This window comes from Pseudarthrobacter sulfonivorans, from assembly GCF_031454915.1.
GTDB lineage: Bacteria > Actinomycetota > Actinomycetes > Actinomycetales > Micrococcaceae > Arthrobacter > Arthrobacter sulfonivorans_C.
This window is the reverse complement of record NZ_JAVDRS010000002.1, coordinates 381,585-396,915: the sequence shown is the minus strand read 5'-3', so window position 1 is coordinate 396,915 and position 15,331 is coordinate 381,585. Positions and strand designations below refer to the sequence as shown.

15 protein-coding genes are annotated in these 15,331 nt (G+C 66.0%); 8 read left to right on the top strand and 7 right to left on the bottom strand.

Annotated elements, in window-relative coordinates:
• Positions 1-28: 28 nt before the first annotated feature.
• On the top strand, positions 29-1,075 hold the full coding sequence (gene ku / locus J2808_RS05760) for a non-homologous end joining protein Ku (RefSeq protein ID WP_309813002.1): 1,047 nt from the start codon (positions 29-31) through the stop codon (positions 1,073-1,075).
• A 39-nt stretch (positions 1,076-1,114) separates the two neighbouring features.
• Here the strand turns inward: ku and J2808_RS05755 are convergent, their stop codons facing one another.
• On the bottom strand, positions 1,115-1,381 hold the full coding sequence (locus J2808_RS05755) for a DUF7218 family protein (protein ID WP_309812999.1): 267 nt from the start codon (positions 1,379-1,381) through the stop codon (positions 1,115-1,117).
• Between the two features lie 280 nt (positions 1,382-1,661).
• Between J2808_RS05755 and J2808_RS05750 the strand changes: the two genes are divergently transcribed.
• Positions 1,662-2,510 (top strand): class I SAM-dependent methyltransferase, encoded by an 849-nt coding sequence (locus tag J2808_RS05750; protein ID WP_309812997.1) that lies wholly within the window; start codon positions 1,662-1,664, stop codon positions 2,508-2,510.
• Positions 2,507-2,941, top strand: a complete 435-nt coding sequence (locus tag J2808_RS05745) for an SRPBCC domain-containing protein (protein WP_309812994.1) — start codon at positions 2,507-2,509, stop codon at positions 2,939-2,941. The genes J2808_RS05750 and J2808_RS05745 overlap by 4 nt, the downstream gene beginning before the upstream one ends.
• 129 nt (positions 2,942-3,070) lie before the next feature.
• Here the strand turns inward: J2808_RS05745 and J2808_RS05740 are convergent, their stop codons facing one another.
• From J2808_RS05740 to J2808_RS05720, 5 genes are all read right to left on the bottom strand, one after another.
• Positions 3,071-3,349, bottom strand: a complete 279-nt coding sequence (locus J2808_RS05740; protein ID WP_164202827.1) for an HPr family phosphocarrier protein — start codon at positions 3,347-3,349, stop codon at positions 3,071-3,073.
• Between the two features lie 67 nt (positions 3,350-3,416).
• Positions 3,417-5,456: a PTS fructose transporter subunit IIABC gene (locus J2808_RS05735; protein ID WP_309812988.1), complete on the bottom strand. Its 2,040-nt coding sequence runs from the start codon at positions 5,454-5,456 to the stop codon at positions 3,417-3,419.
• A gap of 2 nt (positions 5,457-5,458) precedes the next feature.
• Positions 5,459-6,466 carry a 1-phosphofructokinase family hexose kinase gene (locus tag J2808_RS05730; RefSeq protein WP_309812986.1) on the bottom strand — a complete coding sequence of 336 codons (1,008 nt, stop codon included), beginning with the start codon at positions 6,464-6,466 and terminating at the stop codon, positions 5,459-5,461.
• The gene (locus tag J2808_RS05725; RefSeq protein WP_309812983.1) at positions 6,463-7,266 is read right to left on the bottom strand and encodes a DeoR/GlpR family DNA-binding transcription regulator; all 804 of its coding nucleotides are present in this window, start codon (positions 7,264-7,266) and stop codon (positions 6,463-6,465) included. The genes J2808_RS05730 and J2808_RS05725 overlap by 4 nt, the downstream gene beginning before the upstream one ends.
• Before the next feature lie 236 nt (positions 7,267-7,502).
• The gene (locus J2808_RS05720; protein WP_309812980.1) at positions 7,503-7,760 is read right to left on the bottom strand and encodes a DUF6458 family protein; all 258 of its coding nucleotides are present in this window, start codon (positions 7,758-7,760) and stop codon (positions 7,503-7,505) included.
• A gap of 159 nt (positions 7,761-7,919) precedes the next feature.
• On the opposite strand from J2808_RS05720, the gene J2808_RS05715 reads away from it, so the two are divergent.
• The 3 genes from J2808_RS05715 (at position 7,920) to J2808_RS05705 (ending at position 12,191) form a co-directional block, all read left to right on the top strand.
• A complete protein-coding gene (locus tag J2808_RS05715; protein ID WP_309812977.1) occupies positions 7,920-8,537 on the top strand; it encodes an alpha/beta hydrolase in 618 nt (205 codons plus the stop codon).
• Between the two features lie 430 nt (positions 8,538-8,967).
• Entirely contained in the window at positions 8,968-9,756 is a 789-nt protein-coding gene (locus J2808_RS05710; protein WP_309812974.1) for an HAD family hydrolase, read from the top strand.
• Between the two features lie 92 nt (positions 9,757-9,848).
• Positions 9,849-12,191, top strand: coding sequence for a glycoside hydrolase family 65 protein (locus tag J2808_RS05705; protein ID WP_309812972.1), 2,343 nt, complete (start codon positions 9,849-9,851; stop codon positions 12,189-12,191).
• A gap of 55 nt (positions 12,192-12,246) precedes the next feature.
• Here J2808_RS05705 and J2808_RS05700 read toward each other — a convergent pair whose 3' ends face one another.
• Positions 12,247-13,584, bottom strand: coding sequence for an MFS transporter (locus tag J2808_RS05700; RefSeq protein WP_309812969.1), 1,338 nt, complete (start codon positions 13,582-13,584; stop codon positions 12,247-12,249).
• 143 nt (positions 13,585-13,727) lie between these two features.
• Between J2808_RS05700 and J2808_RS05695 the strand changes: the two genes are divergently transcribed.
• Both J2808_RS05695 and J2808_RS05690 read left to right on the top strand, forming a co-directional pair.
• Positions 13,728-14,561 (top strand): hypothetical protein, encoded by an 834-nt coding sequence (locus J2808_RS05695; protein WP_309812966.1) that lies wholly within the window; start codon positions 13,728-13,730, stop codon positions 14,559-14,561.
• Positions 14,551-15,300: a LamB/YcsF family protein gene (locus J2808_RS05690; RefSeq protein WP_309812963.1), complete on the top strand. Its 750-nt coding sequence runs from the start codon at positions 14,551-14,553 to the stop codon at positions 15,298-15,300. Before J2808_RS05695 ends, J2808_RS05690 begins: the two co-directional genes overlap by 11 nt.
• Positions 15,301-15,331: the final 31 nt, after the last annotated feature.

Sequence of the window (15,331 nt, the reverse complement as noted above, 5' to 3'; positions counted from 1 at the left end):
CCGGCCTGCGGTGATGTTCACTTGAGGGATGAGAGCCATCTGGAAAGGTGCCATCGCGTTCGGCCTGGTCAACGTGCCCGTGAAGGTCTACAGCGCCACCGAGGACCACGACATCAGCCTCCACCAGGTCCATAACGCCGACGGCGGACGGATCCGCTACCAGCGCCGCTGCGAGGTGTGCAGCAAGGTCATCGACTACTCGGATATTGAGAAGGCCTTTGAGGACGGCGGCCGCACCGTGGTTTTGTCCAAGGAGGAACTCAAGTCCATCCCGGCGGAGAGCAGCCACGAGATCGAGGTGGTCCAGTTCGTGCCGTCCGAGCAGCTGGAACCGATGATGTTCGAGAAGAGCTATTACCTCGAGCCGGATTCCAAGTCGCCCAAGGCCTACGTCCTGCTGCGCAGGGCGCTGGAGGACACCGACCGGGTTGCCATCGTTCAGTTCGCGCTGCGTGAGAAGACGCGGCTGGGGGCGCTGCGCATCAAGGATGACGTGCTGGTGCTGCAGTCCCTGCTCTGGCCGGACGAGGTCCGCGAAGCCAGCTTCCCCGCGCTGGACGAGTCTGTCCGGATCTCCGCCCAGGAACGCGAAATGTCTGCCGCCCTGGTGGAGTCCATGGCCGCCGACTTCGAACCCGAGCACTTCACCGACGACTACCAGATCCAACTCCGGAAGCTCATCGAAGCCAAGCTGGAGAAGGGCGACTCGCTGGATACCGACGAAACGTTCGGTGCTGAGGCGGGCGAGGGCGGCAAGGGCGAGGTCATCGACCTGATGGAGGCCCTGAAGCGCAGCTTGGACCGGAAGCGCGGCGGAGCCGCGGCCGCGTCCGAGGACGATGAGTCCGAAAGCGGGGCGGACGACGCCGACACTGAAGAAGATGCCAAAGGTTCGGCTGGGAAGGCTCCCGCCAAACCTGCCGCTAAGTCCGCCGGGACCAAGACTGCGGCTAAGAGCACTGCTACCAAGACCACTGCGGCGAAGTCCACTGCCACCAAGTCCACTGCGGCCAAGTCCACGGCTGCAAAACCCGCGACCAAGGCCTCCACCACGAGGGCGCGCAAGGGGGCGTGAACCTCCCAGGCGCTCTGCAGTACCGGTGATGACCGCCGCCTAGGAGTTCCGCAGTGCGGAGATGAGTTCGCTCTTCTTTTTGGCTGAGTACCCGGTGAGGCCTAATTCCTTGGCTTTGGCCTTGAGCTCCGGGACGGTCCAGTCCTCGTAGTTGCCGGATTTCCCGCCCTTGCGGCCCACCGCCGAGCGGCCCTTCGCGGCTGCCGCGTTGGAGATGCGCGCCGCCTTCTGCTTGGACGCACCGTCCTCGCGCAGTTCCTCGTAGAGTTCAGGATCCTTCAGGCTGGGGTTCTTCTTGCCTGGCATGTCATCCTCCTTCAAGACGGTGGCAGGGATTCCGGCAGGCTGAGTTGCCGTTAATGGAGCCGGCCGAGCACTGGCACGTCATCGTCCTGTCTTTGCTGGTCAGGCCTTTGCTGCCCAGGCTTCCACGCTAATTCGGGGCCTGTGGAAAAACAAGGAAGCACTAAGTCTGCTTGCTTTTCAGATTGTGCTGCCGCCACAATGGGTCGCATCACAGCCTCCACTGTTCCAACAGCGTGCTGTCACTCAAAACCTGTCAATGGAGATGGAGAGGGGCACCCTAATGAACGACAAAACGGCCGTGGACGAGGCGGACCGGGCTCTGAAACAAAAGCACCGGGCCATGTGGGCTTCGGGGGACTACCCCGCTCTGGCCAGCGAGATGCTCCTGGACCTCGGAGCCATCCTGGTGGACGCGTGTGGAGTCAAAGCAAGGCAGCGTGTCCTGGACGTGGCCACGGGGTCCGGCAACGCGGCCATCCCCGCGGCCATGATGGGCGCCCAGGTGATTGCCAGCGATCTGACTCCGGAACTGTTCGACGCCGGGCGGCACCAGGCAGCCGACCGCGGTGTTGAGCTGGAATGGAAGGAGGCCGACGCTGAGGCCCTGCCGTTCGAGGACGACGGATTCGACGTGGTGACATCCTGCCTGGGCGTTATGTTTGCGCCGCACCACCAGGCCGGTGCGGACGAAATCGTGCGGGTGTGCAAACCAGGCGGAACCATCGGCCTGCTCAGCTGGACGCCGGAAGGCTTCATCGGGAAGATGTTCGCAGCCATGAAGCCCTTCGCGCCGCCGCCTCCCCCGGGGGCCCAGCCGCCGCCGCTGTGGGGCAGCGAAGAGCATGTGCGGGAACTGTTCGGTGACAGGATCACTGACCTGCGCGCCGAAAAGCGCACTCTGGCCATCCACAGCTTCCACCAGCCGGCCGACTTCCTGCGGTACTTCAAGTCCCACTACGGGCCTACCATCTCGGTCTACAAGTTCATTGGTGACGACGAGGATAAGGTCAAAGCGCTGGACACGGCGCTCACCGAACTGGCCGACTCCTTCGGCGATGCCCACGGGGACTCGGCCTGGCAGATGGAATGGGAATATCTGCTCGTCACCGCCAAGAAGGCCAAGGCATGACAGGAAATTTTGTGGCCACAGCCGCCACCACCATCGACGCGCCCGCCAGCCGCGTCTGGGGTGTCATCACCGATCCGGAGGCCGTGAAGGAATTCATGTTCGGCGCAGACCTGGTCACGGACTGGACCGTAGGCGGACCCATCGCCTGGCGCGGCGAGTGGGAGGGGAAGCCCTATGAGGACAAGGGATACATCCTCGAGGTGGAACCCGGGCAGAAACTGGTCCACACCCATTTCAGCCCGCTCGGGGGCGATGAAGACAAGCCGGAAAACTATCACACCCTCACATGGACCCTTGAGGACCAGGAGGGCGGCGCCACAAAGCTCACGCTCTCGCAGGACAACAACGCCACCGAAGAGGCCGCCGAGCATTCCCAAGGTATGTGGGACATGCTCGTGGCGGACGTCAAAAAAATCGCGGAACGCGGCTGACACCAACTGAGTACGTCCTTGGGCGTGCCGGCGCTTAAAAGCCAGCGGCCGCCGTCGTACCGTTTCCCCACTAAGGGGGAAGGCACGACGGCGGCCGCGCTGCTTTGCTGCCTCAGCAGCGGAAGGCTGCTACTCGGCGTCGTGATCCGTTTCCAGGATCTGGACCAGGCGCTCGAGGGCGTCGTCCGCGCCGGTGCCTTCGGCGCGGAGCACCACAACGTCGCCGTGGGACGCACCCAGGCTCATGAGGGACAGGATGCTGGCGGCGTCCATTGCCTCGTCTACCGGCTCACCTTCGCGGGCGATGGTGATGTCGAGGTCGAACTCGCCGGCGGCCTCGGCAAAGATGGCGGCGGGGCGGGCGTGCAGGCCTACGCGGCTGGCGACGGTTGCGGTGCGTTCTGACATTGTTGCTCCTTTTGTCTACCGGCGCCTGTTGCTTCGGCGCCGTGAATCGTTGTTTGGTTAGGCCGGGTCAGACCGTTGCGGGAACGGACTCCACGGTAGCAGCGGGCTTGGCAGCGACCCAGCGTTTGAGGGCGACTACTGCCAGGGCGCTCACCACGGTTCCGGCCAGGATGGCGATGACGAACATCGCCAGGTTGCCGATGGCGAAGAACACGAAGATACCGCCGTGGGGTGCCTGCGATGTCACGCCAGTTGCCATGCAGAGCGCGCCGGTGAGGGCGCCACCCACCATGCTGGCGGGGATGACGCGCAGCGGATCGGCAGCGGCGAACGGGATGGCACCTTCGGAGATGAAGGATGCTCCCAGCAGCCAGGCGGCCTTGCCGTTTTCACGCTCGGCCAGGCTGAAGAGCTTCTTGTCCAGGACGGTGGCCAGGGCCATCGCCAGCGGCGGAACCATTCCGGCGGCCATCACGGTCGCCATGATCTGCCACGGAGCCTGGTTGGTGGCGCTGCCCGCGCTCAGGCCGGCAACAGCAAAGGCGTATGCCACCTTGTTGACCGGACCGCCGAGGTCGAAGCACATCATGAGGCCCAGGATGATGCCGAGGACCACGGCCGAGGCCCCGGTCATACCCGAGAGCCAGGAGTTCAGTCCGGCCGTGATGCCGGCAATGGGGCCGCCGAGGACCAGGAACATCAGGCCGGAGGCAAAGATGGAGGCCAGCAGCGGGATGATCACCACGGGCATGAGGCCACGGAGCCAGCGCGGCACCTGCCAGGTGCCGATCAGGTGCGCCATGTAGCCGGCGAGCAGGCCGCCCACGATGCCGCCCAGGAAGCCGGCACCCATGAACCCTGCTACGGCGCCGGCAACAAAGCCGGGCGCAATGCCCGGACGGTCGGCGATCGCGTAGGCGATGTAGCCGGCCAGTGCGGGAACCAGGAAGCCCATGGACAGGGCGCCGATCTTGAACATGACCGCGCCAAGGTAGATCGCAAGTCCGCCTTCGGGCAGGTTGCCGAAGTTGTTCTCCACCACCACCTTGTCAGCGACGCCCGTGATGTCGTAGCCGCCCAGCAGGAAGCCCAGGGCGATCAGCAGGCCGCCACCGGCCACAAAGGGGATCATGTAGCTGACACCGGTGAGCAGTGCTTTCTTCAGCTTCTGGCCGATGTGCTCGCCCTTTTCGGTGGCCTCGTTCTCGGCCTGCTCCTCGGCCCCGAAGTGGGGGACGCGGCGCGCATTCGGATTGTCAGCGGCAGCGAGTGCTTCCTGGACCATCTTGGCGGGCTCGTCGATGCCGCGCTTGACAGGTGCGTTGATGACGGGCTTGCCGGCGAAGCGCTCCTTGCCGCGGACGTCCACGTCCACCGCGAAAATCACGGCGTCTGCGGCTGCAATGACTGCGGGGTCCAACGGCTTGGCGCCGGAGGAGCCCTGCGTTTCAACCTGCAGGTCCACGCCCATTTCCTGGGCGGCGGCAACCAGCGAGTCGGCGGCCATGTAGGTGTGGGCGATGCCGGTGGGGCAGGCCGTGACAGCTACGAGGCGCTTGGGGCCGGATCCGGTGGTTGAGCCTGTCGAAACCGAACCCGCAGCGGCTGCCGCAGCAGCAGCATCGGCAGGCGCAGGGGCTGCGTGGGCAGCCGGCTTATCCGCCAGGGCGCCGTCCACCAGCGCCACGATCTCCTCGCGGCTGGATGCCGCACGCAGCGCTGCCGTGAAGTCCTTTTTGATCAAAGACCGGGCCAGCTTGGACAGGAGTTTGAGGTGCTCCTGGTCCGCTCCGCCGGGGGCGGCGATGAAGAAGATCAGGTCTGCGGGGCCGTCCTTGGCACCGAAGTCCACCTTGGGGTTCAGGCGGGCCATGGCCAGGGTTGGTTCGATGACGGCGTTGGAGCGGCAGTGCGGGATGGCAATGCCGCCCGGGATGCCGGTGGCGGTCTTCTGCTCGCGGGCGAAGGCGTCGGCAAAGAGGCCTTCAACTTCCGACGCGCGGCCGGTGGCAGCTACTTTGCTGGCCAGGTGCCGGATCACGTCCTCGGGCGAGGTGCCCAGGTTCTGGTCGAGCTCGACCAGTTCGGTGGTGATGAGCTGAGTCACTGTCAATCCTTTCGAAGGGCCGTGATGGTTACGGCATCCGGGGTGGTTTGGTGGACTGCCGGGACAGTGGAACCCGGCAGGGAGGCGGCGGCGGCACCGTGTGCCACTGCCTGACGGAGGCAATCGGCCGGGGCGGCGCCCTGGCCGTGGGCGAGCAGATAGCCGGCCAGCGATGAATCGCCCGCACCGACCGTACTGACCGCGGCGACCGGCGGATGCGTAGCCAGCCACGCGCCGTCGGCCGTTACCAGGACAGCTCCCTTGGATCCGAGAGTTGCCAGCACCGCACCCACACCGGAACGCACGACGGCGGCGGCGGCCTCGGCGGCAGCCTCCGGATCCGCTTCCAGTTCTTCTGCGGTTGACGCCGTGGCGAAGCCGGCTGCTGCAGCCAGTTCCGCCAGTTCCTCGGCGTTGGGTTTGAGGAGGTCCGGTTTCCCGGACGTGCCGTCCGGCGTGGTGCCATCCGACGTGTCAGCTACGGCTGCGACGAGCGGCCCGCCTGAAGAGTCGACCGCGATGAGCGGCGTGCCGTCGCCCGCGCCATTCCGCAGCCGCCGGGTGACGGTGGCGTAGAAATCGGCCGGGAAACCGGGCGGCAGGGAGCCTGCGAGGACAACCCAGCTGGCACCGCGCGCGCGTTCCAGGAGCAGGCTGATCAGGGCTTCCTGCTCCTCCTCACTCAGTACCGGGCCGGGCTCGTTGATCTTGGTGGTTACGCCGCCCGGTTCAGTGAGCGCCACGTTGGTGCGCAGCGGCTCGTCGATGGGCAGCGCTGCGAAGGGGACGCTGTCGTGACGCAGGCCGGCCAGGACAGGATCACTGTCGCCGCCCGGAAGCACGGCGATGGTCTCCAGGCCCGAGGCAACCAGCGCCCGGGACACGTTGACGCCCTTGCCGCCGGATTCCTGGCTGACGGAGACGGCGCGCTGGACTTCGCCGCGTTCCAGGGGGCCGGGGAGGGCCACCGTGCGGTCCAGGCTGGGGTTGGCCGTGAACGTGACGATCATGCGATCACCACGTCAACGCCGGCATCGGCCAGGGCTGCTGTGAGTTCCGGGCTGGGCTCGCTGTCTGTAATCAAGGTGTCCAGATCTTTCAGGGAGGCGAACTGGACCAGGGTTTCCGCGTCCAGCTTGGAGGAGTCGGCCAGCACCACAATGCGGCGTGCCGACTGGACGAAGGCTGCCTTGACGGCGGCTTCTTCAGGATCGGGCGTGCTGAGGCCAAAGCTTGCGTGGATGCCGTTGGTGCCGATGAACGCGATGTCCGGGCGTATCCGCTGGGCGGATTCCACGGTGGCCTGTCCCACGGCGGCCTGGGTGAGGCCGCGTACCCGGCCGCCGAGTATTTGCAGGGCAATTCCGGGTGCGCTTGCCAGCCTGGCCGCGATGGGGACGGCGTGCGTGATGACCACAAGTTCGGGCGGGTAGTCCGCCGCGGAAGGCTCGACGGCGGCGCGGCGGGAGAGCAGGTCGGCAAGCGCTTCGGTGGTGGAACCGGCGTCGAGCAGGATGCTCCCGGACTTTGCCTGGGGGATCAGGGCCAGGGCTGCCTGTGCGATGCGCATCTTCTGGTCCGGGCGCTGGATGGTCCGCTCGTTGATGCTTTCCTCGGTGGTGCTGAAACGGTCGGCTGCCACTGCGCCGCCGTGGACCCGGCGCACGGTGCCGGCAGTTTCGAGGGTGGCGAGGTCGCGGCGGACGGTTTCGGTGGTGATGCGGAAGCGCTCAGCCAGCATGGTCACGCTGACCCGGCCGTTGCCGGCAACAAGCTCGGCAATCTTCTGCTGGCGCTCTTCGGCGAACACGTACCCTCCATTGCGTAAAGTCTGGGGATCCATCCGTGACTGGCATCACATGATGTGGAATTACTTGACTTTATCTTTGCTTATGTTGGTTTGTCAACGGAAATCCACATGAAACAAAGACGACGGCCTGGTCTCGCGGGCGAGGCGGGTCCGGTGGGCGAAAAAAGGCCGGACCGGACCGCGGGGGTCCGGCCCGGCCTGGCGGGTTTCATGACGGGCGCTTCCGGTCCGGGAAGCTATAGTCCGCCGTCGCGGCTTTCGTTGCGGGTGATGCGCTCGCCGGTGTTCGGGTCAACCACTGAGCGGGTTTCGCTGATGCGCCGGCTGCGGCCTGGTGACGCCAGGACGAGGGAGGCGATCAGCCCGATGACGCCAACTGCCATGAGGATGTAACCAACCAGAACCTGATCCACGAAGGGGATCAGTCCCGGAGCGACGGCCCAGGCGAGGATGGCGCCGAGCGCGATAAGGAAGATGGCGGAACCGATTCTCATGACTTGCTCCTTGGGGTTCGAGTACTTGTGGTGCCGAACTGGTAAGCATGCTGTCCTCCCTCAACCTACAGCCGGGCCGGGCGCGATTCAATCTCCGGCCGGGCTGCACCTTGGCTGTGTCATGGCTGTTCAGCGGGCCGCACTGGCTAGGCTGGTCGGATGGAGACAGTTGTTTGGTCCAGGCCGGAAGCTGAACGGGACGGCACGCCGCTGCTCATCCTCATGCACGGCTACGGCACGGACGAGTCCCGGATGGTGCGGCTGTTCGACTACCTGCCCCCGGAGTTCACCTGCGCCGCACTGCGGGCCCCCATGGTGATCGGCGACCACTACGGCTGGTTCCTGCTGGACTACTTCCTGGCCAACGATTTTGCCGATGTCATCGCAGCCACCAACTCCGTCCACTCCTGGATCAGCTCCGTGAGGAGCCGCCACAGCAGCGTCAGCCTCATGGGCTACTCCCAAGGCATGGCCATGGCCAGCACGCTCCTGCGCCTGCACCCCGCCGACTACAAGGCAACGGTGGGGCTGTCCGGTTTTGTGCTGGAGAACGAGCTGCTGTCCCTCACCGATTCCTTTGAGACCCCGCCACCGTTCTTCTGGGGGCGGGACAAGGCGGACCTCGTGATCAACGAGGACGCCACCGCGTACACCGCGCAGTGGCTGCATGAGAACACCCAGCTGACCGCCCGGACGTATCCCGGGATGGGCCACGCGATGAGCAAAACCGAAATGGTGGACGTCAGCGCCTTCCTTCGCCACTACATACTCGGCTGAGCGGCTGCTAATCCAGTTGCAAGCGAAATTTGTAAGCGCTTACACTCGATGTTGGCCTGAGTCCCCTCCGGCCGTTGAATCAGCTGGAAGGGATGCCGCACGGATGCCCATGTGCCATGCCTCTGCCCGCGTTGTGCCTCCCCGCCTGGTCCCACAAGTTGTCAGGCCGCAACAAGGCGCTCATCATGTAAGAAGACGATTAACAGCAGCCCACCGGCCCGCCGAGGTCCCAGCCCTGGCCATTAGCCGCTCCTGCTGATCCAGCGGACGCCGTTGCCCGCGAATCCACGGTTCTGCCTTCGCCCTTTGCTGCCCGGATGCTGAGGACCCGATGTTGAGATCCCGCCCGTTGAATTTCCCGCCCGTTGAAATTACGCCCATTTGAGTTACGCCCCCCTGGGGCTCCCCGCCGTCTGGAAGGACACTGCGCATGACTGACGTTCTGACAACCCAAAACCCCGGCTGGACCACCGCTTCTGCCATCCTTTTCGATCTTGACGGAGTGCTGACACCCACGGCCACCGTCCATGAAGAGGCATGGAAACAACTCTTCGAGGGTTACCTCACGTCCCGCCCCGACGTGCCCGGCTACCGGGAGGAAGACTACTTCGACCACATCGACGGTAAGCCCCGGTTCGACGGCGTCCGGGATTTCCTGGCTTCCCGCGGCATCGTGCTCCCCGAAGGCTCTTCCACCGACGGCTCAGACGGCTCAGCCGGTGCCGGTCCCGCTGGTGGAGACTCTGCGAATGAGGATCCCTCCCGCGCCACCGTGCAGGGACTCGGCAACCGCAAGAACCAGGTTTTCAACGACATCGTCAGCGCCGGCGTCGAGCCCTTCGAAGGGTCGGTACGCTTCCTCGAAGCTGCGCTGGACCGCGGGCTCAAGGTCGCCGTCGTCTCTTCTTCCCGGAACGCGCCCGCGGTCCTGAAGGCCGCCGGCCTGAACGGGCACTTCGACGTGGTGGTGGACGGCGTGGTGGCTGCGGCCGAGGGACTGCCCGGCAAACCGAACCCGGCCACCTACAATTACGCAGCACAGCTGTTGGGCCTGCCCAGCGAAGAGTGCGTGGTGGTTGAGGACGCGGTCTCCGGTGTCCAGGCCGGACACGCCGGGACCTTCCACTCCGTGATCGGCGTCGACAGGGGCGCCGGCCGGCAGACCCTGCTCGACGCCGGAGCCACCCGGGTGGTCAACGACCTCCAGGAACTTCTCTAGCCAGCCCCCCCCGGCCGGGCAGCCTCCCCGGCCGGGCAACCGCCCAGCGCGCATCACCCAGACCAGCACCACGCCAAAAGGATCCCAACACCATGGCACTTATCACCGCGGACCGCGAACGGTTCCCCGACACCCCCTGGCAGCTTGTGGAGACCCACCACCAGCCAGGCAGCGCGGGCACCCTGGAGACGCTCTTTGCCTTGGGCAACGGGCACCTGGGCATACGTGGCGCCCACTGGGCGGCGGCGGACGCCGAACTGCCGGGCAGCTTCATCAACGGCCTGCACGAGATCTGGGACATCAAGCACGCGGAAAACGCGTTCGGCTTTGCCCGGACCGGCCAGCGGATCATCTACATCCCGGATGCCAACAACTTCACGGTAATCATCGATGGTGAGTCCCTCTCGCTCGCGGAATCGGATGTGCTGGACTACCGCCGAACGGTTGATTTCGCCACCGGCATCTACGAATGCCGCATCACGTGGCGCTGCCGGTCCGGCGCCACGGTGACCACCACGGAACGCCGTGCGGTGGGCTTCGCGTCGCGCGGAAGCCTGGGCATCTCGCTGGAAGTCGCTTCAGACCGTGAGGTTTCCGCCGACGTCACGTCGTCGGTCATCAACCGCCAGGACCAGCCTGTGGAGGACCACTCGGCGCATGACCCGCGCCGCGCCGGTCGGCACGCAGGCCGGGTCCTGCTCCCGGTACGGATCGACGGCGGCGACGGCTCGCTCCGCCTGTCCTGGCAAGCGGCCGAATCCGGGCAGCGCGTGGGACTGGCGGTGGACCACTGGACCTCGGCCGGCCACCAGCCCTTCGAAACTGTGGCCGGTGAAGACGACAGCAGCGTCCGCTACGTCCTGGCTGTCCGTGCCGACGAGCCGTTCCGGCTCGAAAAGAGCGTCAGCTACGCCGCCGGACCCGGCGTCCAGGATGCTGAACGGGACGCCGCGGAAACCGCCGAAGCCGGGCTCCGGTCCGTGGAGGACATCTTCGTCGAGAGCCGGGAGCACTACCGCGGGTACTGGGCCACCTCGGACATCGTGGTGGCTGGCCAGCCCCAGCTCCAGCAGGCCATCCGGTGGAACCTGTTCCAGCTGGCGCAGGCAACGGCGCGGGCCGACGTCGCAGGCATCCCCGCAAAAGGCGTCACCGGTTCCGGTTACGAGGGGCACTATTTCTGGGACCAGGAGGTCTACCTCCTGCCCTACCTCACCTACACGAACCCCGACGGTGCCCGCCAGGTCCTGGAGTTCCGGCACGAGATGCTGCCGGCTGCCAAGATCCGGGCCAAAGAGCTCAGCGTGGATGGCGCCCTGTTTCCCTGGCGCACTATCAACGGCCTCGAAGCCAGCGCCTATTACGCTGCCGGCACGGCGCAGTTCCACATCGCCGCCGCCATCGCCTTCGCCACCAGCCGCTACGTGTGGGCCAGCGGTGACGACACCTTCCGTGAAGGCATGGGCGCCGAACTGCTGATCGAAACGGCCCGGATGTGGATCTCGCTGGGCTTCTTTGGCAAGGACGGGCTCTTCCACATCCACGGCGTCACAGGCCCCGATGAGTACACAGCGGTGGTTAACGACAACTTGTACACCAACGTGATGGCCCGCTTTAACCTGCGCGCCGCCGCTGCTTTGGACCACCAGGCGATCGACGACGCTGAACGCGAGCTCTGGGTGCAGGCCGCCAACCGGATGCACCTGCCGTTCGACGAGGACCTTCAGGTCTATTCGCAGGACAACGACTTCATGACCCTGGAGCCCTGGGACTGGACCACGGCCCGGTCAAAGTACCCGCTGCTGCTGAACTTCCACCCGCTGGTGATCTACCGCCACCAGGTGCTGAAGCAGGCAGATACCGTGCTGGCCATGTTCCTGCAGTGGCAGGACTTTACGGCGGTGGAAAAGCGCCGCGCCTTTGACTTCTACGATCCCATCACCACCGGCGACTCCACCCTGTCCGCCTGTGTGCAGGGGATCATGGCAGCCGAAGTTGGGCACCCCGAAGCAGCCCTGGACCACTTCACCAACGCCGTTTTCATCGACCTCGATGACACGCACGGGAACACCATCGACGGCGTGCACATTGCGTCCACCGGCGGAGTCTGGAGCTCACTGGTCTGCGGCTTCGCCGGGCTCCGCGACCAGGGCCACATGCCGTTCTTTGATCCGCGGCTTCCGGCGGAGTGGGACGCGCTGTCCTTCCATCTGAAGGTCCGTGGCCGGCTGCTGCTGGTGGAGCTCGACGCCGGTGCGCTTACCCTCAGCGTCCAGAGCGGCGGTCAGCTGGACGTGGATGTCCGCGGCCAGGTGTTCAGGGTGGGTGCCGAACCGGTCCGGGTTGCGCTGGAACCGGTTGAGTTCCCCGAGCCAACAGTGTTCCCCGGCGGACCGCCCACGGCGAGCCTGCCCATCGTGCAAGCGGTGGGGTAAAGGACCCTGCCGGCGGCGGCGGGAGATGACACGCGCTGGAAGCAGCGCAGCAGCGTCAGTCTCCCGCCGCCGTCGTGCGTTCCGCAGCGGGTACAGGGGCAGGGTCCAGCGGGTGGGCCAGCTCGTCCTGGGGCATCCGGGCCGCGATCATGGCAATCACTGCCAGGACAGGGCAGACGCCGCCGGCGAACAGGAAGATCGCCCAGATCGGAAAGACCTCGGCGGCCGGACCGGCCAGTGCCATGGATACCGGCATCAGCGCGAGGGACACAAAGAAGTCCAGGCTGGAGACCCTGCCCAGCAGGTGCCCGGGTACCCGCCGTTGCAGCAGTGTGCCCCAGATGACCATGCCCACACTGCCGGTGGCGCCGAAGATGAACATCGCGGCGGCAATGGTCCAGAAGCTGTCGAGGATTCCGACGGCGGCCAGCGGCAGGCTGCCGGCACCCCAGCACACCATCATCACCGTGAGGTAGCGGCGCGGCAGTTTCAGGGATGCGGTCACCAGTGATCCGATCGCCCCGCCCACGCCCATCACGGCGAGCAGGAAGCCGAACATCCGGGAGTCGCCGCCCAGTTGGTCGCGAACCACAAACGGCATCAGGACTTCGATGGGTCCTATCAGGAACAGCACGGAAACGCAGGCCCAGAGCAGGGTCCACAGCAGCCATGGCGTGCGGATGGTGTAGCTGACGCCCTCGCGGAGGTCGTGGAAGAACGACGTCCTGGCGGGGCGTTCGTGCGTTCCGGAGCCGGTGCCTTGGGAGCCGCTTTCCTCTGCCCCGTTGACGGGCGCCTCCAGGGCATGGCGCCCCAGGAAGTTCAGGATGATGAACGCCAGGAGGTGGCAACCGGCCACGCCGGTCACGGCATGGGACGGCGAGAGTGCGGCGACCAGGACACCCGCGACGGCAGGTCCGGCTGCCTGCTGGAGGATGGGCCGCATGGTGCCTTCCATGCCATTGGCCGCCAGCAGGTCCTGGGCCGGCAGGATACGCGGCAGGATCGCCGAGTAGGCCGGGAAGAAGAAGGCAGCGCCCACGCCCAGGACAAAGCTGCCCACGGCCAGATGCCACAGCTGCAGCCAGCCCGCCATCGCCAGGCCGCTGATGGCCGCGATCACAGCCAGGTTGGCGCCTTCGACGGCGATGATGAGCAGCCGCTGCGGAACCCTGTCCGCTGCGATCCCGCCGGCGAGGACAAAGGCCACCAGGCCAACGCTGCCCGCGGCCGCCACGAGGGAAAGTTCAAGCGGCCCGCCGCCGAGGTGGATCACCTGGTAGACCATGGCGACAGCCCACATGCCGGATCCGAAGATGGAGATGGCCAGGGCTGCGATGAGGACCCGGTACTCGCGGTGCGCAAACGGCCGCAGGGCTTGGAGTGTGGGCATAGGGCAAGTCTAGGCGCGGCCGGATATCGGTGGAACCGAGAGGGTACGTAGTGTTAAGCACCCTTAGTGTTAAGGCAAGCAGTTAAGGCAAGGCCGCAGCCATGCTGCCGGCGGACCGATCTACTACAGAAGCAGAGGTGACCATGGCCAAGCGCAGCAATCCCGCAGTACGCATCGCCCAGGAGACCGCCCACAACGCGGTGTTCGATGCCGACGGCAAGCCGAAACCCGGTGTCCACAACATGCTCCTGAGGGCGGTCGAAATCCAACGGCCGCTGGTGCTCGCCTACGTCCGGCGGCTGCAGCGTAAGCATCCCGGCGCCAGCGCGGCAAGGCTCGCGGAAATCCTGGAGCGGGACTACCTGCGGGCAGTGACCGGCGGCGGTGCGATCGTCGGGGCAACCGCGGTTGTGCCCGGCGTCGGAACTGTTGCCTCCCTGGGGCTTTCCGCCGCGGCCACGGTTGGCTTCCTCGAGGCCACCGCCCTCTTCGCCACGTCGCTGGCCGAGCTCCACGGGATCCGCCTGACCAACCCGGAAAAGGCCAGCACCATGGTCATGGCCATCATGCTGGGCGAAGAGGGGACTGCCCTGCTGGGTACGCTGAGCGGCCAGGCCATGGGCAAGGGTGCCAGCGCAACCCAGACATGGGGAAATGTGCTGACTAAGTCCATGCCCACGGGTTTCGGCGCCATCCGGACGAAAATCCAGAAAGCCTTCCTCAAGAACCTGCTCAAGCGCCAGGGCTCTGCGCTCCTTGGCCGTGCCCTGCCGTTCGGCATTGGCGCAGTGGTGGGCGGCGCCGCCAACCTCATGATGGGCCGGGCTGTGGTGGCGAATGCCAAGGAGGCTTTCGGCCCGATGCCGGATACGATTCCAGGGGAGCTCAAAGCCCCCTCCGCAGCCGCGGAGAACAACGGCATGGGCAACAACACCCCGGACAACAAAACCCTGGAGGGCAACAACCTTGGATCTTAACGCTGACCTCGGCGAATCGTTCGGCTCGTGGACCATGGGCGATGACGCCTCGATGTTCCCGCTCGTGACCAGCGCCAACGTGGCCTGCGGCTTCCACGCCGGGGATCCGGTCACCATGCTGGACAGCTGCCGCGCGGCGTTCGAGCTCGATGTGACGGTGGGCGCGCACGTGGGCTACCGGGATCTGGCCGGCTTCGGCCGCCGGTCCCTGGATATGTCCTTTGACGAGCTTTTCGGTGACGTCCTGTACCAGCTGGGAGCGCTCGACGGCGTGGCGCACGCCGTGGGTGCCTCCGTTGACTACGTCAAGCCGCATGGCGCCCTCTACAACCGGCTTGTGCATGACGCCGAGCAGGCTTCAGCAGTAGTTGCCGCCATCCAGGCCTACGACCCCGGGTTGCCGATTCTTGGCTTGCCCGGATCGCAGCTCCTGGTCCAGGCGAAGGAAGCCGGGCACCCCGTCTTTGTGGAGGCCTTTGTGGACCGCGCCTACCAGGCGGATGGCACACTGGTGCCGCGCTCGCAGGAAGGCGCCGTCCTTCACGACGTCGGCTCCATCGTTGAGCGCGCCGTGCGCCTCGCGACCAAAGGCGAAGTGGTGGCCGTGGACGGAACCGTGGTCCAGGTCAGGCCCGACTCCCTGTGCATCCATGGCGACACCCCCGGCGCCGTCGAGATGGCCACCGCCGTCCGGGCTGGGCTGGAAGCAGCCGGCGTCGAGCTGGAGTCTTTCGCGTAGTCCTCCTGCCTGCAACGCGGGGTCACTCAAT

Bases quoted from the DNA above. Each gene is read 5' to 3' on its own strand.
- ku (WP_309813002.1), top strand. From the start codon at position 29: ATGAGAGCCATCTGGAAAGGTGCCATCGCGTTCGGCCTGGTCAACGTG.
- J2808_RS05755 (WP_309812999.1), bottom strand. From the start codon at position 1,381: ATGCCAGGCAAGAAGAACCCCAGCCTGAAGGATCCTGAACTCTACGAG.
- J2808_RS05750 (WP_309812997.1), top strand. From the start codon at position 1,662: ATGAACGACAAAACGGCCGTGGACGAGGCGGACCGGGCTCTGAAACAA.
- J2808_RS05745 (WP_309812994.1), top strand. From the start codon at position 2,507: ATGACAGGAAATTTTGTGGCCACAGCCGCCACCACCATCGACGCGCCC.
- J2808_RS05740 (WP_164202827.1), bottom strand. From the start codon at position 3,349: ATGTCAGAACGCACCGCAACCGTCGCCAGCCGCGTAGGCCTGCACGCC.
- J2808_RS05730 (WP_309812986.1), bottom strand. From the start codon at position 6,466: ATGATCGTCACGTTCACGGCCAACCCCAGCCTGGACCGCACGGTGGCC.
- J2808_RS05720 (WP_309812980.1), bottom strand. From the start codon at position 7,760: ATGAGAATCGGTTCCGCCATCTTCCTTATCGCGCTCGGCGCCATCCTC.
- J2808_RS05715 (WP_309812977.1), top strand. From the start codon at position 7,920: ATGGAGACAGTTGTTTGGTCCAGGCCGGAAGCTGAACGGGACGGCACG.
- J2808_RS05710 (WP_309812974.1), top strand. From the start codon at position 8,968: ATGACTGACGTTCTGACAACCCAAAACCCCGGCTGGACCACCGCTTCT.
- J2808_RS05705 (WP_309812972.1), top strand. From the start codon at position 9,849: ATGGCACTTATCACCGCGGACCGCGAACGGTTCCCCGACACCCCCTGG.
- J2808_RS05700 (WP_309812969.1), bottom strand. From the start codon at position 13,584: ATGCCCACACTCCAAGCCCTGCGGCCGTTTGCGCACCGCGAGTACCGG.
- J2808_RS05695 (WP_309812966.1), top strand. From the start codon at position 13,728: ATGGCCAAGCGCAGCAATCCCGCAGTACGCATCGCCCAGGAGACCGCC.